Annotated in this window: 23 protein-coding genes; 7 read left to right on the forward strand and 16 right to left on the reverse strand. The window is 65.5% G+C overall.

The window, feature by feature from the left end; translation table 11 throughout:
* Positions 1-3: 3 nt before the first annotated feature.
* On the forward strand, positions 4-1821 hold the full coding sequence (glmS, locus tag AYJ57_RS02920; protein ID WP_066100957.1) for a glutamine--fructose-6-phosphate transaminase (isomerizing): 1818 nt from the start codon (positions 4-6) through the stop codon (positions 1819-1821).
* Positions 1822-2041: 220 nt separating this feature from the next.
* Here the strand turns inward: glmS and AYJ57_RS02925 are convergent, their stop codons facing one another.
* From AYJ57_RS02925 to AYJ57_RS02975, 11 genes are all read right to left on the reverse strand, one after another.
* Positions 2042-3262 (reverse strand): cysteine desulfurase, encoded by a 1221-nt coding sequence (locus tag AYJ57_RS02925; protein WP_066100960.1) that lies wholly within the window; start codon positions 3260-3262, stop codon positions 2042-2044.
* On the reverse strand, positions 3255-3836 hold the full coding sequence (locus AYJ57_RS02930; RefSeq protein WP_066100964.1) for a YIP1 family protein: 582 nt from the start codon (positions 3834-3836) through the stop codon (positions 3255-3257). The genes AYJ57_RS02925 and AYJ57_RS02930 overlap by 8 nt, the downstream gene beginning before the upstream one ends.
* On the reverse strand, positions 3833-4342 hold the full coding sequence (locus AYJ57_RS02935) for a YIP1 family protein (RefSeq protein ID WP_066100966.1): 510 nt from the start codon (positions 4340-4342) through the stop codon (positions 3833-3835). The genes AYJ57_RS02930 and AYJ57_RS02935 overlap by 4 nt, the downstream gene beginning before the upstream one ends.
* Positions 4342-5622 carry a Fe-S cluster assembly protein SufD gene (gene sufD / locus AYJ57_RS02940; RefSeq protein WP_066100968.1) on the reverse strand — a complete coding sequence of 427 codons (1281 nt, stop codon included), beginning with the start codon at positions 5620-5622 and terminating at the stop codon, positions 4342-4344. The genes AYJ57_RS02935 and sufD overlap by 1 nt, the downstream gene beginning before the upstream one ends.
* Positions 5623-6378, reverse strand: coding sequence for a Fe-S cluster assembly ATPase SufC (gene sufC / locus AYJ57_RS02945; RefSeq protein WP_066100971.1), 756 nt, complete (start codon positions 6376-6378; stop codon positions 5623-5625).
* Positions 6379-6402: 24 nt separating this feature from the next.
* A complete protein-coding gene (locus tag AYJ57_RS02950) occupies positions 6403-6999 on the reverse strand; it encodes a hypothetical protein (RefSeq protein ID WP_066100973.1) in 597 nt (198 codons plus the stop codon).
* Entirely contained in the window at positions 6996-7313 is a 318-nt protein-coding gene (locus AYJ57_RS02955; protein ID WP_066100976.1) for a heavy metal-binding domain-containing protein, read from the reverse strand. The genes AYJ57_RS02950 and AYJ57_RS02955 overlap by 4 nt, the downstream gene beginning before the upstream one ends.
* A gap of 10 nt (positions 7314-7323) precedes the next feature.
* A complete protein-coding gene (locus tag AYJ57_RS02960; protein ID WP_066100979.1) occupies positions 7324-7518 on the reverse strand; it encodes a hypothetical protein in 195 nt (64 codons plus the stop codon).
* A 23-nt stretch (positions 7519-7541) separates the two neighbouring features.
* On the reverse strand, positions 7542-9062 hold the full coding sequence (gene sufB, locus AYJ57_RS02965; RefSeq protein ID WP_066100982.1) for a Fe-S cluster assembly protein SufB: 1521 nt from the start codon (positions 9060-9062) through the stop codon (positions 7542-7544).
* A gap of 70 nt (positions 9063-9132) precedes the next feature.
* Positions 9133-10176 carry a cysteine desulfurase family protein gene (locus AYJ57_RS02970; RefSeq protein WP_066100985.1) on the reverse strand — a complete coding sequence of 348 codons (1044 nt, stop codon included), beginning with the start codon at positions 10174-10176 and terminating at the stop codon, positions 9133-9135.
* A 71-nt stretch (positions 10177-10247) separates the two neighbouring features.
* The gene (locus AYJ57_RS02975; RefSeq protein WP_066106582.1) at positions 10248-10733 is read right to left on the reverse strand and encodes an Rrf2 family transcriptional regulator; all 486 of its coding nucleotides are present in this window, start codon (positions 10731-10733) and stop codon (positions 10248-10250) included.
* Positions 10734-10901: 168 nt separating this feature from the next.
* Between AYJ57_RS02975 and AYJ57_RS02980 the strand changes: the two genes are divergently transcribed.
* From AYJ57_RS02980 to AYJ57_RS02990, 3 genes are read left to right on the forward strand one after another with little or no spacing between them, the layout of a single operon-like run.
* A complete protein-coding gene (locus AYJ57_RS02980) occupies positions 10902-11555 on the forward strand; it encodes an alpha/beta hydrolase (protein ID WP_066100987.1) in 654 nt (217 codons plus the stop codon).
* Positions 11556-11615: 60 nt separating this feature from the next.
* On the forward strand, positions 11616-11882 hold the full coding sequence (locus AYJ57_RS02985) for a hypothetical protein (protein WP_066100992.1): 267 nt from the start codon (positions 11616-11618) through the stop codon (positions 11880-11882).
* Positions 11879-12466: an HD domain-containing protein gene (locus AYJ57_RS02990; RefSeq protein ID WP_066100996.1), complete on the forward strand. Its 588-nt coding sequence runs from the start codon at positions 11879-11881 to the stop codon at positions 12464-12466. The genes AYJ57_RS02985 and AYJ57_RS02990 overlap by 4 nt, the downstream gene beginning before the upstream one ends.
* A gap of 213 nt (positions 12467-12679) precedes the next feature.
* On the opposite strand, the gene lpdA is transcribed toward AYJ57_RS02990, so the two are convergent.
* The 3 genes from lpdA to AYJ57_RS03005 form a co-directional block, all read right to left on the reverse strand.
* The gene (gene lpdA / locus AYJ57_RS02995; protein ID WP_066100999.1) at positions 12680-14074 is read right to left on the reverse strand and encodes a dihydrolipoyl dehydrogenase; all 1395 of its coding nucleotides are present in this window, start codon (positions 14072-14074) and stop codon (positions 12680-12682) included.
* Between the two features lie 256 nt (positions 14075-14330).
* Positions 14331-14915 (reverse strand): DUF924 family protein, encoded by a 585-nt coding sequence (locus AYJ57_RS03000; protein WP_066101001.1) that lies wholly within the window; start codon positions 14913-14915, stop codon positions 14331-14333.
* A 131-nt stretch (positions 14916-15046) separates the two neighbouring features.
* Positions 15047-16348 (reverse strand): MFS transporter, encoded by a 1302-nt coding sequence (locus AYJ57_RS03005; protein ID WP_066101004.1) that lies wholly within the window; start codon positions 16346-16348, stop codon positions 15047-15049.
* A gap of 439 nt (positions 16349-16787) precedes the next feature.
* On the opposite strand from AYJ57_RS03005, the gene AYJ57_RS03010 reads away from it, so the two are divergent.
* Positions 16788-17171 (forward strand): TadE/TadG family type IV pilus assembly protein, encoded by a 384-nt coding sequence (locus AYJ57_RS03010; RefSeq protein WP_066101007.1) that lies wholly within the window; start codon positions 16788-16790, stop codon positions 17169-17171.
* Positions 17171-18466 (forward strand): TadG family pilus assembly protein, encoded by a 1296-nt coding sequence (locus tag AYJ57_RS03015; RefSeq protein ID WP_066101012.1) that lies wholly within the window; start codon positions 17171-17173, stop codon positions 18464-18466. Before AYJ57_RS03010 ends, AYJ57_RS03015 begins: the two co-directional genes overlap by 1 nt.
* Positions 18467-18476: 10 nt before the next feature.
* On the opposite strand, the gene queA is transcribed toward AYJ57_RS03015, so the two are convergent.
* The gene (gene queA / locus AYJ57_RS03020) at positions 18477-19526 is read right to left on the reverse strand and encodes a tRNA preQ1(34) S-adenosylmethionine ribosyltransferase-isomerase QueA (protein ID WP_066101016.1); all 1050 of its coding nucleotides are present in this window, start codon (positions 19524-19526) and stop codon (positions 18477-18479) included.
* A gap of 32 nt (positions 19527-19558) precedes the next feature.
* A complete protein-coding gene (locus AYJ57_RS03025) occupies positions 19559-22843 on the reverse strand; it encodes a YhdP family protein (RefSeq protein ID WP_237220186.1) in 3285 nt (1094 codons plus the stop codon).
* A gap of 88 nt (positions 22844-22931) precedes the next feature.
* Here AYJ57_RS03025 and AYJ57_RS03030 point away from each other — a divergent pair, with 88 nt between their 5' ends.
* A complete protein-coding gene (locus AYJ57_RS03030) occupies positions 22932-23384 on the forward strand; it encodes a peroxiredoxin (RefSeq protein ID WP_066101019.1) in 453 nt (150 codons plus the stop codon).
* Positions 23385-23442 lie beyond the last annotated feature (58 nt).

Below are 23442 nucleotides of genomic sequence, written 5' to 3' on the forward strand. Positions count from 1 at the left end.
ACCATGTGTGGCATCGTAGGAGTTCTGGGCACACACGAGGTCGCCCCCATGCTGGTCGAGGCGCTGCGCCGGCTCGAATATCGCGGCTATGACAGCGCGGGCATCGCCACCGTCAACGCGGGCAAGCTCGACCGCCGCCGCGCGGTCGGCAAGCTGGTGAACCTGTCGGACCTGCTGGTGCATGAGCCGCTTCGCGGCAAGTCGGGCATCGGCCACACCCGCTGGGCCACCCATGGCGCACCCACCGCGCGCAACGCCCACCCGCATCAGGCGGGCAAGGTCTCGGTCGTGCACAATGGCATCATCGAGAACTTCCGCGAGCTGCGCAGCGAGCTGGCCGCCTGCGGGCTGACGCCGGAAACCGACACCGACACCGAGACCGTCGCGATGCTGGTGTCGCACTACCTCGATCTGGGCATGGCGCCGGTCGAGGCCGCCTCCAAGGCGCTCGGTCGGCTCGAGGGCGCCTTTGCCCTCGCCTTCCTCTTCGATGGCGAGGAAGACCTCATCGTCGCCGCGCGCAAGGGCTCGCCACTGGCCATCGGGCATGGGGACGGCGAGATGTTCGTGGGCTCGGACGCCATCGCGCTCGCCCCGATGACCGACCGGATCAGCTATCTCGAAGAGGGCGACTGGGCCGTGGTCACCCGCGCCGGGGCCGAGATCTTCGACGAGACCGGCGCGCCGGTGGAGCGCGAGATCAAGCAGGTCCGCCTCGATCAGACGCAGGTCGACAAGGCTGGCTACAAGCACTTCATGGCCAAGGAAATCGCCCAGCAGCCCACGGTGCTGGCCGAGGCGCTGGGGGCCTATCTCAAGGGCGATGAGATCGTACTGCCGCAGCCCGGGCTCGATTTTTCGCAGATCGACCGGCTGGTGCTGGTCGCCTGCGGCACCGCCTATTACGCCTGCCTCACCGCCAAATACTGGTTCGAAAAGCTCGCCCGCATCCCCGTCGAGGTGGATATCGCCTCGGAGTTCCGCTACCGCGAGCCGCCGGTGACCAAGGGCACGGTGGCGCTCTTCGTCAGCCAGTCGGGCGAGACCGCCGACACGCTGGCGGCGCTGCGCTACTGCGCGGGGCGGGCCGACAAGATCGTTTCGGTGGTCAATGTCGAGACCTCGACCATCGCCCGTGAGAGCGATCTGGCGCTGCCGATCCACGCTGGCGTGGAGGTCGGCGTCGCCTCGACCAAGGCTTTCACCTGCCAGCTCAACGTGCTGCTGCTGCTTGCTATCAAGGCCGCCGAGGTGCGCGAGCGCATGGATGCCGCCGAGAAGGCCGAGCTGCTGGCGCAGCTGCGCGCCCTGCCCGGGCTATTCAACGCCGCGCTTGATCGCGACGAGACCATCGCCGAGGCCGCCCGCAAGATCGCCGAGGCGCGCGACGTGCTCTTTCTGGGCCGCGGCATGATGTATCCGCTGGCGCTCGAAGGCGCGCTGAAGCTCAAGGAGATCAGCTACATCCACGCCGAAGCCTATGCGAGCGGAGAGCTGAAGCACGGGCCGATCGCGCTCATCGACAAGAGCGTGCCGGTGATCGTCATGGCCCCGCGCGACGGGCTTTTCGACAAGACCGTCTCGAACATGCAGGAGGTGATGGCGCGCGGCGGCAAGGTCTGCCTGATCTCCTGCGCGGGCGGCATCGAGGCGGCCGGCAGCGGCATCTGGTCAAGTATCACCCTGCCCGAGGTCGACGAGCGCCTCGCCCCGCTGCTCTACGCGCTGCCAGCGCAGCTGCTGGCCTATCACGCCGCCATCGCCAAAGGCACCGACGTGGACCAGCCGCGCAACCTCGCGAAGTCGGTGACGGTGGAGTAAACTTCCCTGCTGTGACGCGCCGATGCAGGATAGGGGCTCTGCCCCCGTCCGCTGCGCGGCCTCCCCCGGGATATTTGGGTCTAGACGAAGCTGCGAATGCAAAAAGCCCCGAGGGTCCGCGCACCCCCCCGGGCTTCTTCTCTTTTCAAATACGCAAATCCGGCAGCGCCACCCGGCACCCGGCCCGGCAAGGGCTCAAGTTAAACCTTCAGGGCAAAACTCAGGCGAAAAGCTCGTGCGCCAGTTCCAGCGCCTCGACCAGCGTGTCGACCTCAGCCTCGGTGTTGTAGAGACCAAAGGAGGCACGGCAGGTGGCCGAGACCCCGAGGTGATCCATCAGTGGCCCGGCGCAGTGATGGCCGGCGCGCACCGCGACGCCCTTCTTGTCGAGGATCGTCGAGATGTCATGCGCATGCGCAGCCCCATCCAGCGTGAAGGAGAAGATCGCCGCCTTGTCCGGCGTGGTGCCCTGCACGTTGAGCCAGTTCAGCCCCTGCAGCTTTGACGCGGCATATTTCGCAAGCTTCGCTTCATGGGCGGCGATATTGTCCATGCCGAGGCCCATCATATACTCCAGCGCCACACCAAGCCCGATCTGCTGCACGATGCCGGGGGTGCCGGCCTCGAATTTCATCGGCGGCTCGGCATAGGTGATGCAGTCCTTGTGAACCTCGCGGATCATGTCGCCGCCACCAAGGAAGGGGCGCATCTCGGCCTGACGCTCCTTGCGGATCCAGATCGCGCCGGACCCCGAGGGGCCGTAGAGCTTATGCCCGGTGATGGCGTAGAAGTCGCAGCCGAGATCTTCGACGTCGACCGGCATGTGCACCGCGCCCTGCGAACCGTCGACGAGCACCGGCACGCCCTTCTCGCGAGCGGCGGCGGCGATGGTCTTTACGTCGACCACCGTGCCCAGCACGTTCGACACCTGCGTGACGGCGATCAGCTTGGTCTTGGGGGTGATCGCGTCGATCACCGCCTGCGGGTCGAGCGCGCCCGTGGCGTCCACATCGACCCATTTGATCACCACACCCTGCCGCTCACGCAGGAAGTGCCAAGGCACGATATTGGCGTGGTGCTCCATTACCGACAGGATGATCTCGTCCCCCGCCTCAAGGCGCGGCATGGCCCAGCCGTAGGCGACGAGGTTGATGCCCATGGTCGAGCCATTGGAGAAGACCACCTCTTCCTCGTCCTTCGCGCCCAGAAAGCGCGCGATGGTGCCGCGCACGCCCTCGTATTTCTCGGTGGCGAGGTTCGACAGGTAGTGCAGACCGCGGTGGACGTTGGAATATTCCTCGGCATAGCCACGGGTCACGGCGTCGATCACCACCTGCGGTTTCTGCGCCGAGGCGCCATTGTCGAGATAGGTCAGCGGCTTGCCGTTCACCTTGCGCGACAGGATCGGAAAATCTTCGCGGATTTTTTGCACGTCATACATAGCCAGCCATCCCGTTCGGCCCAACTCCCAGCAGGGAGACGATCATCATCAGCGCCAGAACCAGCGCCACGCTTGCGAGTATCAGCACCAGCAGCGCCTTGAAAGGGCTGCCGAGACCATGCGCCTCGTCGAGAAAATTGACGAGGATCCAGATGCCCACGATGAGGCTGCCCAGCACGACAAGCAGCGCCAGCCCGCCCGAGACCGCGCCCAGAAGCGCCACACCGAGCTGCGCCAGCGCGCGCAGCGCCTGCAGCCAGATCAGCAGCACCGCCACATCCTCGATCCGGCCCGAGCCGCCCAAGGTGCGTCCGGCCCATGTCATCACGGCGATGGAGGCGGCCAGCATGGTCGCCAGCAGCAGCCCCATCGGCACGGGTGCGAGCAGCATGCCCGCGGGCACCTCACCGCCGAGCTGCATCAGCCCGACGATCAGCGCGTTCAGCACCACCACCAGCGCGAAACCGGTCAGCAGCACCTCGCGCGACAGCCGCAGCGAGATCAGCAGACGCGCCACCTCGCGCGGGGCGACGATGGTCTGCCACGCCAGCGAAAGCAGGGCCGCGGCGCTCATGTGGCAGGCCGTCCGGTCACCGGCTCGGCGGGGCGTTCGGCGACGATCAGGCAGCGCAGCCAGAACCAGAGGAACACCGCGAACCACAGCAGGCCGACCAGCGACAGCTGCGCGCCCTCGCCGACAAAGCCCGCGACGAGCCCGTTCAGCAGCACCAGCGGACTGGCCGCCAGCAGCGCCCAGAACAAGGCGAGCCGGGCGCCATAGCCGGTGCCCTGCCCGCGAAAGAGTTTCGCCACGAGGTGGCTCAGCGCCGCCAGCACGTAAAGCGCAAGCGGCAGGATCACCATGCAGGCCAGAAGCGAGGCGCCCATCAAAGGGTTGAGATCAACCTGCTCCAGATGTGCCTGCCGCGCGAGGCCCGGCAGCTGCGCAACGAAGAAGATTGCGCAGGCCACCATGGCAAACATCAGCGCCCGGTCCTCGCGGGGGCCCTGCGACAGCAGGCGGCGCATCACCGCGCCCGGCCCCCGATAGGTGGCGACAATCTCGCGCGAGAGCGACATCAGCCGCGGCGCCGGCCCAGCCAGGCAGCGACGAGACCGTTGATCTCTTCCTGGATGCTCTCGTCCTCGACCTCCTGCACCGCCTCGGCGATGAAGGCGATGGTCAGCAGGTCTTCGGCCTCGCCACGCGACACGCCGCGGGCGCGCAGGTAGAACAGGCCATCTTCGTCGATCGCCCCCGAGGTCGACCCGTGCGAACAGGCGACGTCATCGGCATAGATTTCCAGCTCGGGCTTGGCGAGGAACTGGCTGTCCTCGTCGAGCAGCAGCGACTGGCTGATCTGGTAACCATCGGTCTTCTGAGCGCCGGGCTGCACGAGGATCTTGCCCTGGAACACGCCGGTCGCGCCGTTGCGCAGCACCTTCTTGAACACCTGACGGCTTTCGCAGTTCACCGCGTCATGGGTGATGAACACCGTATCGTCGTGGTGGAAATCGCCATCGCCCATGCAGGCGCCCGCGATGTGGCACAGCGCATCGTCGCCGGTCAGCTCGACCACGCATTCGTTGCGGGTCAGCACGCCGTTGACGGTCAGGGTGAAGGTCTTGAAGGTGCTCTCGGTGCCGAGACGGGCGAAGACATGGGTCGCCGCGCGGCGCTCGTGGTCACGACCCTGCACGCGCACGTGGTGGAAGCCCGCGCCATCGGCCACGTCCACTTCCATCACCTTGTTGAAGCGCGCCGCAGCCGGGCCGGATTCCAGCACCGTCAGATCGCCGCCCTCTTCGACCTTCACCACGTGGTGCAGGATCGCATCCGAGGTGTCCTCGACGTGGCGGTAGATCAGGTGCAGCGGCTTGGTGGCCTTGCCGGTCACGCGGATCAGCAGACCGTCGGTGGCGAAGGCGGTGTTGAGCGCGGCGAGCGGGCGCTCGACCGGGGTCTGACCCGCCGTCTCCAGCTGGCCGTAGAGGTCCTTGGCCCAGTGGATGTCCGACGTTTCTGCAAGACGCTCGATGCTGACGCCGTCGAGGGCCAGATCGTCCGACTCCTCGGCGCTGAACACACCGTCGACGAAGACCACCTTGAGGGTGTCGCGTTCGCCGAACACCGGCGCCTCATCCGAGACGTCCATGACAGCAGCCGAGGGAGCCTCGGCGGCGGTCAGCGTCTCGGGGCGGGTGTATTTCCAATACTCGTCACGGGCGCCGGGCAGACCCATGGCCTGCACGCGCGTCAGCGCCGCCTCGCGGGCGGGGCGCGACCAGCCACCCTCGGGCAGGCTCAGCGCCGCCAGCCGCGTGTCGGTCGCGGTCTGTTTGACTTGGGGAAGTGCCATTTACGCTTCCTCCTCGATGATGTCCGCATAGCCGTTCTGCTCGACTTCGAGCGCCAGCTCGGGGCCGCCGGTCTTGATGATGCGGCCGTTCGACATGATGTGCACGACGTCGGGTTTGATGTGGTCCAGAAGACGCTGGTAGTGGGTGATCACGAGGAAACCACGGCCTTCGTCGCGCAGCGCATTCACACCGTCGGCGACCAGCTTCATGGCGTCGACGTCGAGCCCGGAGTCGGTCTCGTCGAGGATGCACATCTTCGGCTCGAGCATCGCCATCTGCAGGATTTCGTTGCGCTTCTTCTCACCGCCCGAGAAGCCGACGTTGACCGGACGCTTAAGCATCTCGGCGTCGATCTTCAGCGATTTCGCCTTCTCGCGCACGACCTTGAGGAACTCGGTCGAGGACATTTCTTCCTGACCACGGGCCTTGCGCTGCGAGTTCACCGCGGTGCGCAGGAAGGTCATGTTGCCGACGCCGGGGATTTCCACCGGGTATTGGAACGCGAGGAAGAGGCCGGCTGCGGCGCGCTCTTCGGGCTCCATGTCGAGGATGTCTTCACCGCCGAGCGTGGCTTCGCCGCCGGTCACCTCGTAGCCGTCCTTGCCCGACAGGACGTAGGACAGGGTCGACTTGCCCGAACCGTTCGGGCCCATGATCGCATGCACCTTGCCCGCTTCGACGGTCAGGTCCACACCTTTGAGGATCTGCTTGTCCTCTTCTTCCAGCTTCACCTGAAGGTTTTTAATTTCCAGCATAGGTTTCCCTCCTTGGGGGTGCGGTCAGGGCCGCACGGTCAGTTTCATGATCCGCAGCAGATCCTTCACCGGGAAGGCCTGAGGGACGATCTCGAACCGGGCCATGCGCCCGGTCATTTGCGGTCGGCCGAGCCAGTGCTCGACCTTGTGATAGTGTTGCCGCGGCGCGTAATCGTCGAAGAGCAGCACCAGCGGTTTCTCGGTCATGAAGCCGGCGGCAAGCGCGCAGCCCTCGCGGAAACGCCCGTCGACCAGCACCACGTCGGGCTGGCGGAACTCGGGCAGGTCCCAAACTTTCAGCGGGTACTCGGGGAAGCTGCGCCATTCGGCGTCGCTCACCGGGTGCCCCCATTCCTTCGTCGGCCCGATGTCGGACCAGATCACATCCACCTCGGTGCCCCGCGCGGGCGGGTGAGCGGCGAGCCAGCGGCGCATCATCTGCGCCCAGTCCTTTCCCGACTCCACCGAGAACACCGATTTTCCCGGCATCTCGGACGCCAGCACCGTCGAGCCGCCCGACCCATACTCAAGGATCACCTCCGCCGCGGCGTATTCGGCGCGCAGTAGCGCCGCCTCCGCCTCGGGGAGCGTGAGCTCGGGTCGGGTCAGCACGTCGCTCATGGGGTGATCACCACCGCCGTGCCCGACACCGAGACCATGAGCATCGAGTTGCCCACCACCTCGTAATCGAGATCGACGCCGACCACCGCGTTCCCGCCGAGCGCGATGGCGCGCTCCTTGAGCTCACGCATGGCCACGTCGCGCGCGTCCTGCAGCTTGGCCTCATAGGCGCCGGAGCGCCCGCCGATCACATCGGTGATCGAGGCAAAGAGATCACGCACGACATTCGCGCCCATGATCGCCTCGCCCACCACGACCCCTTTGTAAGAGGTGATGCGGTGGCCTTCGATGCTGTTGGTGGTGGTGACGATCATCGCTCAGCCCTCAGCCCAGAAAGTAGCGGAACGCCATCATGACGATGAGCGCGAGGCCCGCCGCGGCGCTTGCGGTAAGCAGCACCGAGTTGGCCATCAGCCCCTCGGTGTTGCCCTTACGCTTGCGCACGCCAAGCCCGATCAACACGCCAAGAAAGACGCCGATCGCCGCCCCGGCGGACTCCAGAACCAGCTGTTGCAGCATCCGGTCTCTCCCTTCGGCGGGCCTTAGCCCACCGAGCCTTCGAGCGAGATGGCGACGAGCTGCTGGGCTTCCATGGCGAACTCCATGGGCAGCGCCTGCAGCACTTCCTTGCAGAAGCCATTGACCACCAGAGCCACGGCCTCTTCCTCGTCCATGCCGCGCTGGCGGCAATAGAAGAGCTGGTCGTCGTCCACTTTCGAGGTGGTCGCCTCATGCTCGCAGCGCGAAGAGTTGTTCTTCACCTCGATGTAAGGAACCGTGTGCGCCCCGCATTTGTCGCCGATCAGCAGGCTGTCGCACTGGGTGTAGTTGCGCGAGTTCTTCGCCTTCGGGTGCATCGACACCAGACCACGATAGGTGTTCTGCGCTACGCCCGCCGAGATGCCCTTCGAGACGATCCGGCTCTTGGTGTCCTTGCCAAGGTGGATCATCTTGGTGCCGGTGTCGGCCTGCTGGTGGTTGTTGGCGATGGCGATCGAATAGAACTCGCCCTGGCTTTCGTTGCCGCGCAGGATGCACGACGGGTATTTCCAGGTCACGGCCGAGCCGGTTTCCACCTGCGTCCACATCACCTTGGCACGGTCGCCGCGGCAGTCGGCACGCTTGGTGACGAAGTTGTAGATGCCGCCCTTGCCTTCCTCGTCGCCGGGGAACCAGTTCTGGACGGTCGAGTATTTCACCTCGGCGTCTTCTTCGACGATGATCTCGACCACGGCGGCGTGCAGCTGCGCGGTGTCACGCTTCGGCGCGGTGCAGCCCTCGAGGTAGCTGACGTAAGAGCCCTTGTCGGCGATGATCAGCGTCCGCTCGAACTGGCCGGTGTTTTCGGCGTTGATGCGGAAGTAGGTCGACAGCTCCATCGGGCAGCGCACGCCCGGCGGCACATAGACGAACGAGCCGTCCGAGAAGACCGCCGAGTTCAGCGTGGCATAGAAGTTGTCCGACACCGGAACCACCGAGCCGAGGTACTTCTTGACCAGCTCGGGGTGGTTCTTGATCGCTTCGGAGATCGAGCAGAAGATCACGCCCGCCTTCTCCAGCTCTTTCTGGAAGGTGGTGCCCACCGACACGGAGTCGAAGACCGCGTCCACAGCGACCTTGCGGCCTTCGGCGGGCGCATCCTCGGCACCTTCGATGCCCGCAAGGATCATCTGCTCCTTGAGCGGAATACCCAGCTTTTCATAGGTGGCCAGCAGCTTGGGGTCGACCTCGTCCAGCGACTTGGGCTTGGTCTCCATGCTTTTGGGGCGCGCATAGTAATACTGCTTCTGGAAGTCGATCTTGGGGTAATCGACCATCGCCCAGCTGGGCTCCTCTTTGGTCAGCCAGCGGCGGAACGCCTCGAGACGCCAATCGGTCATCCACTCGGGCTCTTCGTTCTTTTCCGAGATCAGACGCACGATGTCCTCATTGAGGCCCATCGGCGCGTATTCCATCTCGATGTCGGTTTCCCAGCCGTATTTGTAGGTCGAGACGGCCTCGACCGCGTCAACGGTCTCCTGCTCGACACCTTCTTTCACGGTAATATTGTCAAAAGCTGCCATCAGCCTTTTCTCCTGTCGTCCCGGGGCGCACCATGCGGGCTGCCCTGCGTTTCCGGTGACGCGCGTGACCTCAGGAGGCCGGCGCGTATTTCTTCCGATACTGACGTGCCCATGCTTCGGCGAAGCGCAGCACGTCCTCTTCCCGTGTCGTCGGGCCAAGGCTCACGCGGATCGCGCTGCCGGCCACGTCGTCGTCAAATCCCATTGCCCGCAGCACGCGGGAGGCGCGGACCTTGCCGCTGGAACAGGCCGAGCCCGCAGAGATCGCGAAGCCGGCCAGATCCATCTGCATCACCTGCGTCTCGCCCTTCCAGCCCGGCAAAGCGAAGCAGGAGGTGTTCGGCAGGCGCGGCGCACCATTCCCGACAAAAATAGTCTCTGGGGCGGCAGCCGCAATAGCGTTTTCTAGAATTGTTCTAAGTTTTTCGATTCCTGTCCAGACGTCATCGGCCAGATCGCGCGCAGCCACCTCCGCCGCTGCGCCAAATCCCGCGATACCGATCAGATTTTCGGTGCCGGCGCGGCGTCCCATCTCCTGCCCGCCGCCCTTCATCTGCGGTGGAAGGTCGGTGCCGCGCTTCATCACCAGCGCGCCGATTCCCTTCGGCCCGCCCAGCTTATGCGCCGAGACGATGGCCATCTGCGCGCCCGACCAGTTGAAGGCGAAGGGCAGCTTGCCAAAGACCTGCGTGGCATCCACCACCGCCAGCCCCTGCGGCAGGTCCTGAATGACGCCGGTCTCGGAGTTCGCCGCCTGCAGCGCGGTCTGCGCCGGGTCGGTCACGCTTACGCGCCCCTGCCCGTCCACCGGCAGATCGCAGGTGAGCCATGCCGCCATGGCATCATGTTCGATATCCGCGCCATGCAGCCCGCGCCCGGCACAGGCCAGCGCCGCCGCTTCGGTGGCGCCGGAGACGAAGACCACATCCGCCCCATCGGCCCCCAGCGCCGAGGCGACCTGCGCCCGCGCCTTTTCCATCAGCCCTTTGGCCGCGCGCCCCTCGGCGTGCACCGAAGACGGGTTGCCCACGACATCCATCGCCGCGATCATCGCATCCCGCGCCTCGGCCCGCAGCGGGGCCGTCGCATTCCAGTCGAGATAGGCCCGCGTCACGCCGCCCCTCTTTCATTGTTCCAAAAATACGCGCCCCGGGGTCACGGACCGACCGGGCCGCCGCCTGAGCCTCACGCCTCGCTGGCGGCCACTTCGTCCTGCTCGTCGACCACGGCGAAAAGCGACGGCACCGCCGGACAGGGCGCGAGCGCATTGCTCACCACATCCGACAGCCGCGCCTGATGCAGGTAGACATAGACATGCGCCGAAAGCGACTGCCACAGGCGGTTCGATAGCGATTGCGCCCGGCTGCCCGAAGCCCCGCCCGAGGCGCCAGCCCCCTTGTGCATCGCGTCCACGGTCTCGTCCACCGCGGCGAGGATGTCCACAACGCGGATCTCATCGGGGGTCTGGGCGAGCCGATATCCGCCGCCCGGCCCGCGCACAGAGGCCACCAACCCCGCCCGGCGCAGCTTGACGAAAAGCTGCTCGAGATAGGGCAGCGAGACGTCCTGACGCTTTGAGATGTCACCGAGGGTCACAAGCTCGCCCTCTGGCTGCAGGGCGATGTCCACCAGCGCCACCATCGCGTAGCGCCCTTTCGTACTCAGCTTCACGCTCGCCTCCCCGGGCACCATGCGCCCAACCGATTGACCTTGACCGGGCAATTGCCTATCTGCAATGAAGCCCTTTCCCGTGCGCACACGGGATTTAGAAACGTTCTAAAGTGCCGCAGGAATATCGTCAAGAATTTCGCGCACACCGATCAGGAGCAGTTCCGCCCGATGCCCGAGGTCATTTTTCCCGGACCCGAAGGCCGCCTTGAAGGCCGCTATCATCCGCAAAAAGACAATGACGCCCCCATTGCCATCGTCCTGCACCCGCACCCGCAGTTCGGCGGGACGATGAACAACAAGGTCGTCTATAACCTTCACTACGCCTTCTACAACATGGGTTTCACCGTGCTGCGGTTCAATTTCCGCGGCGTGGGCCGGAGCCAGGGCGAATACGACCAGGGCATCGGCGAGCTTTCCGACGCCGCCTCGGCGCTCGACTACCTGCAGTCGATGAATAACAATTCCAAGCACTGCTGGGTCGCGGGATTTTCTTTCGGTGCGTGGATCGGCATGCAACTGCTGATGCGCCGCCCCGAAATCACTGGCTTCGTCTCGGTCTCGCCGCCGGCGAACATGTATGATTTCTCGTTCCTCGCCCCCTGCCCCTCGTCGGGGCTGATCATCAACGGCACCAATGACCGCGTGGCGCCGCCCGCGGACACCACGACGCTGGTGAACAAGCTCAAGGAGCAGAAGGGCATCACCATCACCCACGAGCAGATCGAGGGGGCCGGCCACTTCTTTGAAGAGCCGCATATGGATACGATGATCGACAATGTCACCGGCTACGTGAAGCGCCGCCTGACCGAAACCACGCGCTGAGCCGCGGGCGCGGGCCCGGCCCGCGCTGCGGTCCGCAAGCCCCAAGCCCCGGAGAGCGTCATGCAACTGACCGAGGAACTGGCCGACAAACTGGCCGATGACACGTTCAAGGTGATGAAAGTGACCGGCGACGACCGGTTCTTCATGGAGGTCGCCAAAGTCATCGGCGCCTCCTCCACCACCCTTGAGGAAGCCTATCTCACCTCGATCCGCGTGCGCATGGCCGAGCGCCGGGCGCGCGCCTTCCTCGTCGAGCGGCTGAACGCCGCCAAAGCGAGCGGCCTCGATGCCGAAGGCGCCGCGGACACCGGGGACACGCCCACATGAGCACCGAACGCCTCGACGCGCAGATGGCCTTTCTCATCGAGGCGGGCCGTCTGTCCGCGGTGACCCGTGCCACCAAGACCTCGGATGGCGCGCGCTTCGAAAACTCCGCCGAGCACAGCTGGCACCTCGCGCTCTTTGCGCTGGTGCTGGGCGAGCACGCCCCCGAGGGCGTGACCATCGAGCGCGTCATCAAGATGCTGCTGCTGCATGATCTCGTCGAGATCGACGCGGGCGACAACCCGTTCTTCGGGGATGTGGACGAGGCCGCCAAGGAAGCCGAGGAAGCCGCCGCCGCCGACCGGCTCTTCGGCCTGCTACCCGCCGATCAGGGCGCCGAATTGCGCGCGCTCTGGGATGAGTTCGAAGCCAATGAGACCCCCGACGCACGCTTTGCGAAATCCGTCGACCGGTTCCAGCCACCGAATATGAACCTCGTCACGCAAGGCGGCTCATGGGTCGACTACAAGGTGACCTGGCCGGTGTTCGAGAAGAAAATGGCGCCGAAGATCCAAAGTGGCGCGCCGAAACTCTGGGATTGGCTGGCGCCGAAGGTGCAGAGCTTCCTCGCGCGGCTTTCGGCCTGACGTTGCAAGATGGGGGCGCTGCCCCCGTCCGCCTGCGGCGGCCTCCCCCGGGATATTTTGGCCAAGAGGAAGACTGGAGCCGCGCAGCTTCCTCTTGGTGTAAATATCCCGGGGGTGAGGCGCGAAGCGCCGAGGGGGCAGCGCCCCCTTTATCCTGACACACGAAAAAGGGCGCCCGGTCGGGCGCCCTTTTCTTTTCCGAGGTGCGCGGCCTCAGTAATGGATCGCACGGCCCCATGCGTCGAGCACGCTTTCGTGCATCATCTCCGACAGCGTCGGGTGCGGGAAGACGGTGTTCATCAGGTCTTCTTCGGTGGTCTCAAGCTGCCGGCCCACCACGTAGCCCTGGATCAGCTCGGTGACTTCCGCGCCGATCATATGCGCGCCCAGAAGCTCGCCGGTCTTCTCGTCGAAGACGGTTTTCACCAGCCCCTCGGGCTCGCCAAGCGCGATCGCCTTGCCGTTGCCGATGAAGGGGAAGCGGCCGACCTTGATCTTATAGCCCGCCTCTTTCGCCTGCGCTTCGGTCATGCCGACCGAGGCCACCTGCGGGTGGCAATAGGTGCAGCCCGCGATGGAGTTGGGATCGACCGCATGCGGATGACCGCCGGCGATCAGCTCGGCCACCATGACGCCCTCGTGGCTCGCCTTATGTGCCAGCCAGGGCGCGCCGGCGATGTCACCGATGGCGTAGACGCCTTCGATGCCGGTGCGGCAGTGCTTGTCCACCACCACATGCGTGCGCTCCACTTTCACGCCGAGCGCTTCGAGACCCAGCCCTTCGGTGTTGCCGACGATGCCGACCGCCGAGATCACCGTGTCGAACTCTTCCTTGGTGACCTTGCCGCCTTGCTCGATATGCGCGGTGACCTTGCCCTTGGCGCGGTCAAGCTGCTTGACCATGGTCTTCTCGCGGATCTTCAGGCCCTGCTTCTCGAACTGCTTCTTGGCGAATTTCGAGATTTCCTCATCCTCGACGGGCAGAATGCGGTCCATCACCTCGACCACCGTCGTATCGGCGCCGAGCGTGTTGTAGAAGCTGGCGAACTCGATGCCGATGGCACCCGAGCCGATGACCAGCAGCTTCTTGGGCATGCGGCCCGGCTGCAGCGCGTGCTTATAGGTCCATACCAGATCGCCATCCGCCTCGAGGCCCGGCAGTTCGCGCGCGCGCGCGCCGGTGGCGATGACGATGTTCTTCGCCGTCAGCTCTTCGGTGCCTTTGTCGGTCTTGACGGTGACCTTGCCCTTGGCGGGGATCGAGGCCTCGCCCATGATCGCCGTCACCTTGTTCTTCTTGAGAAGGTGGGTGACGCCGGAGTTCAGCTGCTTGGCCACGCCGCGCGAGCGTTTCACCACCGCATCGAGGTCGTAACCGATCTTCTCGGCGCTCAGACCGTAGTCTTTGGCGCGCTGCATGAAGTGGTAGATCTCCGAGGACCGCAGCAGCGCCTTGGTCGGGATGCAGCCCCAGTTGAGGCAGATGCCGCCCATGTGCTCGCGCTCCACCACGGCCACCTTGAGGCCGAGTTGGGCGCCGCGGATGGCGGCGACGTAGCCCCCCGGTCCGGCACCGATGACGATCATATCGAAGCTTTGCGAAGCCATGGCTCTCTCCCGCCGAGTCAAATTAGTTTGATATTAAACCATCTCCCCGGGGGCTTCAACGCCGCGCCGCGAAAGATCGCCTGCCCCGCAGGCAGCTAGGGCGATGCGGGACTTCAGGCAAGGTGACGGGCTGCGGCGGAATACGCAACCCGCCACGCGAAAGCTTGCCGCCGGACAGCTGCAAACCAAAAGAAAGGCCCGCGCGACTGGATCGCACGGGCCTTAATTCATTGGGCTAATCTGAGGTTCTGGCCGCTCAGGCCGCCTCGACCGCCTGCAGTTTGCGCAGCACCTCGCCATAGCCGCCACCCTGAAGGTAGCCGCTTTCGGGCGAGGTCGAATTGCGCGACAGTGCCTCGTTGCGGGTGGGGAAGCGCCCGAACTCGCGGATCACTTCGCGGTGTGCCCGAGCGTGCAGCAGGTTGCTGGCGCCGGTCTCGGTCAGCCGCTCTTTCATCAGGCGGATGCACCGCTCCTGATCGCAGAGGTTCTCGGAATGCATCAGCGGCAGGTAGAAGAACTGCCGCGCGGGCTCGTCGATCTTCAGATCCCAGCCGCGCCAGATCGCCTGTTTCGCTGCCGCCAGTGCGATCTCATCCGCCGAAAAGGCCTTGGCCTCGCCGCGGAACATGTTGCGTGAGAACTGATCGAGCAGGATCACATAGGCAAGCGCGCCGCTGGGATAGGTGAGCCATAGCCCGAACCGCCCCTCCATCGCGCCTTCCCAAGTCTCCTCGAACTGGGAGCGGATCTCGGCGTCGAGCGCCGGGTCCGCTTTGTACCATTTGTCGCTTTCGGTCTGGTCGAGCCAGAATGCCAGAATATCCTCGGGGGCCTTCATACCTTCCATCCTTGCGTGCCGCTCCGGTGTCATGAACAGGTTACATTCGCCTGCACCGGATGCTGAAGTCACAAATTCTGTCAATTGCGACAATCCCTGCTTTCGTCCGTGTCTGCCCGAAAATCAGGCACTCACCTAAGCCTGTCTTCGGCCTCGGCCTCGGCGCGCGCGGCCTCAATCATCTCGGCCTCCGCGGCTTCCTGCGCGTCGATCACCGCCTCCTGCGCGACCTCAACCGCCACCATGGAGCCGGTGGGCGCCACTGCGGCGAAGGCGCCGATATCGTCCGCCTGCGGTGCCGCGCGGCGGGTCATGCGCCAGCCCGCGTAGCCGGTGAGACCCAGCATCAGCGCCGAGATCAGCATGAAGAAGCCGCCCGGCCCCATCGTCTGCATCGCATAGCCCGAGATCAGTGGCCCGGCGATGGCCCCAAGGCCGTTGATGAACAGCAGGCCCGCAGAGGCCGCCGCCATGCGGTCCGTGCCGAGGAAGTCGTTGGTGTGGGCGATGAGGATCGAATAAAGCGGGTTCGAGGCACCGCCGATCAGGAAGGCCGCCGCCAGCAGCACGGTGAAATGCCCCGAAAGCGTCACCGCCAGCGCCGCCGCGACGCCGCCGACCAGCGCCACCACCATGACCAGCACGCGGCGGTCCATCCGGTCCGACAGCCAGCCCAGCGGATACTGAGTGACCAGCGCGCCCACATAGAAGGCCGCGACGAAGGTGGAGATCTGCGCAAGGCTCAGCCCCGCCTCCGAGCCATAGACCGCCGCCATACCAAACTGCGAGGCGAAGACGCCGCCCAGTAGAAACATCCCGACCATGCCCAGCGGCGAGACGTGGAACAGCTCCAGCAGGCTCATCGGGCGGGTGGTGTCAAAGGCGGGCGTCGGCGAGATCGACAGCAGAATGGGCGCGAAGGCGATGGAGACCAGCACCGAGGGGATCACGAAAAGCAGGAAGCCCGAGCTGTCGGGGATCAGCAGCATGCCCTGCGCGGCGATGATGCCGACCATCTGCACGATCATATAGGCCGAGAGCGCCTGCCCGCGGTTCTCGTTCGACGAGGCGTTGTTGAGCCAGCTTTCGGCGGTCACATAGACGCCGCAGTAGCAAAAGCCGATGATCATCCGCTCGATGGTCCACACGATGGGATGCGGGAACGCCGGGTAAAGGATCAGCACCGCCGAGATGAACGAGCCAAGCGCGGCGAAGACCCGCACGTGCCCAACGCGGCGGATCATCCCCGGTGTCAGCCGCGAGGCGAGCAGGAAGCCGGCGAAATACCCGGACATGACGATCGACATGGAGAAGGCCGAGAACCCCGCGTCGCCGCCGCGCACACCCAAGAGCGAGCCTTGCAGACCGTTGCCCACCATCAGCAGCATGACGCCCAAGAGCAGCGCCCAGGAATTTTTCAGAACCTCGGTCATGTCCGGCCCCTTTATCCACATCCGCCGCAACGCAGTTTGGTCACGATCTACTGCGGCGATTCTTACCTTCGCCCTGCCCTGCCCTCACGACGCTTTCGGCGCAAGAGCATTCTAATTTCGTCGCAAAATTGGGCACATTTCCCGCCAAAAACCCGCGTGGTTTGTTAACTACCTAGTATGGCACCGCAATGGTTGCATTTTTACGAACGCGAAAATGCGACAGGTAAACAAACCCTTACCGAGAGTCGCATGCGGCTTGGCGAATTCAAATGGCGAGCGGCCACATGAGCGCCGCAAAGAAGGCACAATTCAGGCGCTAAATATGGATGTGCGGGACATGTTTTTCCCCGTGCAGTGGAGGAACCAGTGAGGGGGCGCATCCGTCATGACGCGCACGAGGAGTACGACTGGAAGAACACATAGGCTCGGCAAGACATTCATGCTGAGAAGGTTTCGCGAGCAGGAGGACGGCTCGCTGACCGTGGAAATGGCGATCTGGGCACCGTTTTTGCTCTGCATGCTCGCGCTGATCATGGATTTCGCCTATCTCATGGTGGTCAACGCCAACATGTGGAGCGCCGCGCGCGACACCGCCCGCGCCGTCTCGATCCACCGGGTGCGCCCGGAGGAGGCCAATGACTACCTGCGCAGCAGGCTGTTTTTCGGCAACAACGATTATGTCGTCGATGTGCAGGTCGACCGCGACGAGGTTGACGCCCGCATCAGCCTGCCGGGGGCCAAAGCGTCTCTGACGCCGGTCATGGGCCGCTACGTGGTGGGCGAGTTGAAGGCATCGATCTCGATGCTGCGGGAGCCCAGCTGATGCAGGCATATCTCAAGTGCCCGCAGCGGCTGACCCGGCTTTGGAAAGGCGAAGACGGCGCGGGAACGGCCATCGCGCTCTTCATGCTGATCATCGGCACTTTGCTGGGCGGCGCGGCAATCGATGTCGCCAACGCTTGGCGCGTGAAGGAAATCCTGCAGTCCAACGCAGAGGCCGCAGCCCTCAGCGCTGCCACCCGCGCCTCCGAGCCGCTGATCGGTCAGAGCCCGCGCAAGGTCGCGCAGCGCATCGCGGGCAGCGGGCTGGAGGTCGCGAAGCTCGACAACGCATGGCACAAGCAAAGCTTCGAGATCGGGCGGCGCGACGCCCAAAGCGGCAACTTTCTGCCCGGCCAGCATCCCTATGACGCCGTGCGGGTCACGCTGAACCGCGACGAAGCCCATGACAGCGCCGAGCCGCTGCTGTTTCTCGGCCTTTTTGGCTACGACAAATGGGACCTGCAGGGTCAGGCCGTGGCGCAGTTCCGCACCCGTGGCGCGCTGCGCTGCCCCGCGCCGCTGCTGTCACTGCAGACGCGGGTGGATGTCTCGGCGCTGGATGTCTTTCTTGGCATTTGCCTGATGGCCAACGCCGGTGTCGACTATGGCGAGATGCCGCTCTGGCGGACCGAGGAAACCGATGCGCTGATCGACAAGCTGCTCACCCAAGGCGTTGCCCTGCCCCAGCTCGACCTCTTCGGGCTGCAAGAACTGAGCCTGTCGGACATCGAGGCGGTCGCCCGCACCGCCACGCAGAACCTGCACATCCGCGATCTCGACGACATCGAAGTGCTGAGCGATGGCAGCGTCTACATCGACTGCGAGGCGGGAGAGGTGCTGCGCTTGGGTGATGGGTTCGTGGTCGAGAACGCGGCGATCTTTTCCGAATGCCCGATCCGGTTCGAGGGCGAGGTGTCGCTGCGTGCCAGCCTCGTGGTGTCGAACCTGCTGTCGCTGGTGCGCGACCTCGACGAGGTGCGGCTGCGGCCCGACAAGCTGCTCACCGGATCGCCAGCCTGCGCGCCCGGCGATGGGGTGAAGGTGCTGCTCTTTGCCGATCTCGATGCGGTCGCGGGCATCCCTGCGCTGGTCTCGACCGACAGCCCCCTGGGCCTGTTCCTTGACCAGACGGTCGAGGAGACGGGGACGCTGCTCTCGGGCACGCTCGATCTACTGGGCGGGATCGTGAACCCGCTGGTGCGGGAGATTTCCGAGATCACCACCGATCTGCAACTGCTGCCGATCTGCCTCAACGCCGAGACCATGCTGAACGGCGATACGGTGGTGCTGCGCTGACCGCTGGCCCTCAGGGGATGAGCAGCGAGGCATCACCGTAAGAGAAGAACCGGTAGCGTTCGGCGATGGCATGAGCATAGACGCGGTCCATCCGCTCCTTGCCCATGAAGGCCGCCACCAGCATCATCAGCGTCGATTTCGGCAGGTGGAAATTGGTCATCAGCGCGTCGGCGACATGGAAGGTGAAGCCGGGGTAGATGAAGATGTCCGTCACTCCGCTCCACGGCGCGATGGCCCCCGTGTCGCGCGCGGCGGTCTCGATCAGGCGCAGCGCGGTGGTGCCCACCGGGATCACCCGCCCACCGGCTGCCTTGGTAGCGGCGATCTCGGAGGCGGCCGCTTCGGTCACCTCGCCCCATTCGCCGTGCATCTTATGGGTGGTCACATCGTCCACCTTCACCGGCAGGAAGGTGCCCGCGCCCACGTGCAGCGTCACATGGGTGAACTCCACGCCCCGCGCCTTCAGCGCCGCCAGCAGCGCATCGTCGAAATGCAGCGAGGCCGTCGGGGCGGCCACCGCGCCGGAGTTCTTGGCCCAGACGGTCTGATAGTCTTCCTTGTCTTGGGCATCGGCGGCGCGCTTTGCGGCGATATAGGGCGGCAGCGGCATCGCCCCGGCCTCGGCCAGCGCCGCGTCGAAATCCTCGCCGGTGAGGTTGAAGCGCAGCAGCCCCTGCCCGTCCTCCCGCGCCTCAAGCGTCGCCGAAAGCTGGTCCGAGAACACCACCGTCTCGCCCTCGCGCAGCTTCTTGAGCGGCTTGACCAAGGCCGACCAGAGCCCGCCCGCGCGCGGCTCGAGCAGCGTCACCTCGATCCGCGCCTCGGTCTCGCCCTGCGCGCTGGAGCGATGGCGCAGGCCTGAAAGTCGCGCCGGGATCACCTTGGTGTCGTTCAGCACCAGCCGGTCGCCGGGCTGCAGCCAGTCGGTCAAATCGCGCACGATGGCATCGGTGATACGCGTCCCCTCGGCCACCAGCAGCCGCGCCGAAGAGCGCGGGTGCGCCGGGCGCGTGGCAATGAGGTCCTCGGGGAGAGGGAAGTCGAAATCGGAAAGCTGCATGGATTTGGGTGCTCTTGGAAGTGGGCGCTGCGCTACTGACTCACCTGCGGCGGCGGGCGCCGGAAGATGTCACGGAACATGCCCGGGGTGAAGACCGAAAGCGGGTTCACGCTGACCGCCGGATCGGCGACCGGGCCGCGCAGGTTGAAGTTGAAGCCGATCAGCCCCTCGCCCTTGCGCGAGAACAGCTGACCGATGCCATTGATCACATAGATCGGCGACAGAACGCCCTGCATGTCCATCATGCCGCTGGCAAGGTTGGCATAGCCGTCCATGGAAATGCCCATCGACGGGCCGGTGGCGCTGGAGCGGGTGAGGATGATCTGCTGCGGGGTGAGGCGGAAGCGGGCGTCGACCTCGGAAAAGAAGATGCCCGGCCCGTTCAGCTGGTCGAGGATGCCAACCACGCTGATGCCGTCGAGCAGTTGCACCACCGCCGGGTTCTTTTGCATCCGCGTCCCCTCGATGGTGAGCGCGCCGTCGTATTCGCCGGTCTTGCCCTGCACCGGCACGAGGGTCAGATCGAAGGTGCCGTCCTCGATGTTCTGCATCACCCCCGCGCCCTTGAGCACGTCGCCAGCGTCCCGCGCCCGGATGCGGATGGCCGTGCCGCCGTTCTGCGGAACCACATCGCCGCGCACCGGCGCCCGCCCGCCCACACTGCCGGTGAACGTGCCGTTGATGCCACGCCGGGTGTCGAACTTGCCCTGCAGATTGGTGATGGCGATCTTGTCGGTCACCTGCAGGCGGTTCACGGCGATGTCGATCGGCCCGCCACCGCTGCCACCACCACCGCCAGAGCCGCCTACGGGTGCGCCGCGCATGTCGAGCATATTGCCGGTGAGGCGCATGGCCGGTGCCGCGTTGCGCCCGCGCCCGCTCAGCACCGCCGCCCCGTCGAACCAGCCGCCCGCGCGCAACACCGGCAGCGACAACTGGCGCAGCGTGCCGTTCGCGTTGAGCGAGACCGAGCCCTGCGCCGTCAGCCCCGGCGCGCGCAGCGCCAGCGTCTCGACCGAGACCGGCGTGCCCAGCGTGCCCGCCACTTCCAGCGACCCCGTGCCGCCCTGAGACAGCCGCCAGCCCAGTTGCGGCAGCGACACGCCAAGACCCGCAAGGTCCGAGGTCAGCACGAACTGCGGCGGCTGGCCGCGCGCCAGCGTGATGTCGATGCTGCCGCGTCCCTGCCCCGAGAAGGTGCCCGCAGGCAGGCCAATCCCCAGCGCCTGCGAGACAGTCTCGGAGAGCACCACCTCGCCTTCGACCTTGCCCGGCGTGTCCGGAGTGAAGGATTGGCTCCAAGCGCCGTCAAAGGGCGCACCTGACAGATCGCCCTTGCCGCTCACGCTGACGCCAGTGTCATCCACCGCGACGTAAAGCTCATCGGCGCTCAGCACCTTGCCCGGCACAAGCTCGGCGCTTTCGACGCCCGTCACCGTGGCGTCGGCGATCACCGCGATCTCCTCGCGCTGCACGCCCTTCTTCAGCGGCGTCACCACCCGCACCTGCGCAGAGACCTCCCCGGTCCCCAGCGCCACGGGTTTGTTGGCCTTCTTCATCACCTCGAGCGGCTTTTCATCGAGGTAAGAGAGCGCCGCCTCAAGCGAGCCGGTCGCCTTGACGTTCACCTCGCCGGTCATCGGGCGCTGCCTGAGATCGGGGATGACGAAACTCGAGCCCTTGCCCTGCAAAAGCCCGCCCTGCGTGGGCCTCACCTCGCCGCTGTCGAGCATCACGGACAGGCGGTTGCGCAAGAAGGACAGCTGCCCGACGCCTGCGTAGAGACGCGGCAACGTGCGCGAATAGGTCAGCTCCACCCCCTCGAAGCGGCTTTGCAGATAGGGCACCAAGCTGCCGCCCGGATCGAGCCGCAGGGCCAGCCCCACATCGTGGAAGGTGCCCGCGTAGATGTTCTTTTCGACCCAGTCGCGGGCCTTTTCCGCCGCTGCGCGCGGCCAATAGGCCAGCAGCGTCTCGGGGGTCAGCGTGTCAAGCTGCGCGTCCAGCGCCAAGCGCCAGCCCGCCTCCTCCGCCGCCAGCGTGCCACTGGCGCGCAGCGGCAGCTTCGGATCGGTCACCCGCAGGCGGCCAAGCTCGAAACGGAACGGATCGAAGTTCAGCCGCCAGTCGGTTTCGGCCCCCGCCAGTTGCAGCTTGTCGTCAAAGAACCCCTTGGGATCGGCCTCCAGCCGGGTAAAGCGGAACTGACCCACCATGGCGCCGGGCATGCCCTGCGACAGCCCTTCAAGCACCGCGCGCCCGTCCGAGACCATGGTGCCCAGACGGCTCTTCACCGAGATCTCGTCAAAGGTCAGCGTGGCGGTCTCGGGGTCGAACGAGAAATAAGTGCGGGCATTCTCGAAGGGGATCGGCTGCGTCTCGGGCCGCGGCTGCAGCACGCCCTCGCCGATCTGCAGCGTCGCCGACAGCGCGCCCAGTTTGTCGCCGCCGGTGACATTGCCACGCAGCGAGCCAGAGATGGGCGCGCGCAGACCGTTAAGCCAAGCCAAGGCCGGGCTTTGCGTTGCAATGTCCTGCGCCAAGAGGTTGCTGAGCGTGGTGCCGAAGCTGACACTGTCCTCGCCAATCCGGCTCTCGGCATTGAACGACAGGGTGGCGGGCACATCGCTGTTGCCCAGCAGCGCCACATCCCCCGCAATGCGCAGCGTGTCCCCCTCGCGCCGCAGCCCGACACGGCCGCCATCCGCCGTCCACGCCCGGCCCGCGCGGGCGTCCTCATAGCGCAGTGTCAGCGCATCCGCCTCGACCGAGCGCAGCCCGGTCAGCCGCGGCTCCTCGGCCAGCGTGTCGATCTGCGCAAGGATGGTCGCGAGATCGGGGGCCAGCCCGTCCGAGGCGAACATACCATCGACGCCCATTGTGAGGTCGCCATTGGGATCACGCCGCAGCTTCAGTTGCACGCCAGAGACACGCACCGCCCGCAGCTGGTATTCGCCGCGCAGCAGCTGCGTCGGGGCCAGCCCGACCTCGACCAGCGCCAGCGAGCCCAGCTGCCCGCCCTCAGCGCTTTGCAGTTGCACATCGGTCAGCGCGATGCGGGCCAGCCAGTCAGGCTGCAGCCGCAGCCGCAGGTCGCCGAAATCCACCTTCAGGCCCGGCACCGCCTCGGCCAGCCGCGTCTCGATCGCGCTGCGCATCCAGTCCGGCGCCGAGACCGAGCGCCCCATCGCGTACCAGATGCCGCCCGCCAGCAAAGCCGCCACCAGCACCAAAAAGCCAAGCCCGCAGCCGCAGCCCCAGAGCACGACGCGGCGGCGTCCGGAACGGGATTTTCTGGCTTTGCGGCGGTCGGTCACTGGCGGCGCGCTTTCATCTCGCTATTGTCCTTCTTCGGGTTCTAGCCCAAGAACCACGCAAAGCGAACTGCCCCAAAGGAGATGCGCGATGTCCGACATGGCCCACGATTTCACCCTTCCTGTCACCGGCGGCGGAGAGATCACCCTCTCGGACCTGCGGCCCTCGAAGGTGGTGCTGTTCTTCTACCCGCGCGACGACACCTCCGGCTGCACGGTCGAGAACCAGGATTTTTCGCGGCTGCTGCCCGAGTTCGAAGCTCTGGATACCAAAGTCTTTGGCATCTCGGCGGACTCCCTGGAAAGCCACGAAAAATTCATGCGCAAGAAGGCGCTGACCGTGCCGCTGCTGTCCGATGAGACGGCCCAGACCTGCACCGCTTTTGGCGTGTGGAAAGAAAAGAAGATGTACGGCAAGACCTTCATGGGCATCGAGCGGACGACGATCTTGATCGATGGCGAAGGCCGCATCGCGCGCGAATGGCGCAAGGTGAAGGTGCCCGGCCACGCCGAAGAAGTTCTCGAAGCCGTTAAGGCGCTTTAAGCGCTCCGGCAGCAAGCGGCGGCTCAACTCCCTTCGAAGGGAGTTGCAACGTCCTTGC

Origin of the sequence: Salipiger sp. CCB-MM3 (assembly GCF_001687105.1) — a bacterium.
GTDB lineage: Bacteria > Pseudomonadota > Alphaproteobacteria > Rhodobacterales > Rhodobacteraceae > Salipiger.

Excerpts from the sequence above, each read along its gene's own strand:
- AYJ57_RS02930 (WP_066100964.1), bottom strand. The coding sequence starts at position 3,836 with ATGAGCGCCGCGGCCCTGCTTTCGCTGGCGTGGCAGACCATCGTCGCC.
- queA (WP_066101016.1), bottom strand. The coding sequence starts at position 19,526 with ATGCAGCTTTCCGATTTCGACTTCCCTCTCCCCGAGGACCTCATTGCC.
- AYJ57_RS02985 (WP_066100992.1), top strand. The coding sequence starts at position 11,616 with ATGCAACTGACCGAGGAACTGGCCGACAAACTGGCCGATGACACGTTC.
- sufD (WP_066100968.1), bottom strand. The coding sequence starts at position 5,622 with ATGGCACTTCCCCAAGTCAAACAGACCGCGACCGACACGCGGCTGGCG.
- AYJ57_RS03030 (WP_066101019.1), top strand. The coding sequence starts at position 22,932 with ATGTCCGACATGGCCCACGATTTCACCCTTCCTGTCACCGGCGGCGGA.
- sufB (WP_066100982.1), bottom strand. The coding sequence starts at position 9,062 with ATGGCAGCTTTTGACAATATTACCGTGAAAGAAGGTGTCGAGCAGGAG.
- AYJ57_RS02950 (WP_066100973.1), bottom strand. The coding sequence starts at position 6,999 with ATGAGCGACGTGCTGACCCGACCCGAGCTCACGCTCCCCGAGGCGGAG.
- AYJ57_RS02980 (WP_066100987.1), top strand. The coding sequence starts at position 10,902 with ATGCCCGAGGTCATTTTTCCCGGACCCGAAGGCCGCCTTGAAGGCCGC.
- AYJ57_RS03015 (WP_066101012.1), top strand. The coding sequence starts at position 17,171 with ATGCAGGCATATCTCAAGTGCCCGCAGCGGCTGACCCGGCTTTGGAAA.
- lpdA (WP_066100999.1), bottom strand. The coding sequence starts at position 14,074 with ATGGCTTCGCAAAGCTTCGATATGATCGTCATCGGTGCCGGACCGGGG.
- AYJ57_RS02955 (WP_066100976.1), bottom strand. The coding sequence starts at position 7,313 with ATGATCGTCACCACCACCAACAGCATCGAAGGCCACCGCATCACCTCT.
- sufC (WP_066100971.1), bottom strand. The coding sequence starts at position 6,378 with ATGCTGGAAATTAAAAACCTTCAGGTGAAGCTGGAAGAAGAGGACAAG.
- AYJ57_RS02935 (WP_066100966.1), bottom strand. The coding sequence starts at position 4,342 with ATGTCGCTCTCGCGCGAGATTGTCGCCACCTATCGGGGGCCGGGCGCG.
- AYJ57_RS03005 (WP_066101004.1), bottom strand. The coding sequence starts at position 16,348 with ATGACCGAGGTTCTGAAAAATTCCTGGGCGCTGCTCTTGGGCGTCATG.
- AYJ57_RS03010 (WP_066101007.1), top strand. The coding sequence starts at position 16,788 with ATGCTGAGAAGGTTTCGCGAGCAGGAGGACGGCTCGCTGACCGTGGAA.
- AYJ57_RS03000 (WP_066101001.1), bottom strand. The coding sequence starts at position 14,915 with ATGAAGGCCCCCGAGGATATTCTGGCATTCTGGCTCGACCAGACCGAA.
- glmS (WP_066100957.1), top strand. The coding sequence starts at position 4 with ATGTGTGGCATCGTAGGAGTTCTGGGCACACACGAGGTCGCCCCCATG.
- AYJ57_RS02925 (WP_066100960.1), bottom strand. The coding sequence starts at position 3,262 with ATGTATGACGTGCAAAAAATCCGCGAAGATTTTCCGATCCTGTCGCGC.
- AYJ57_RS02990 (WP_066100996.1), top strand. The coding sequence starts at position 11,879 with ATGAGCACCGAACGCCTCGACGCGCAGATGGCCTTTCTCATCGAGGCG.
- AYJ57_RS02960 (WP_066100979.1), bottom strand. The coding sequence starts at position 7,518 with ATGCTGCAACAGCTGGTTCTGGAGTCCGCCGGGGCGGCGATCGGCGTC.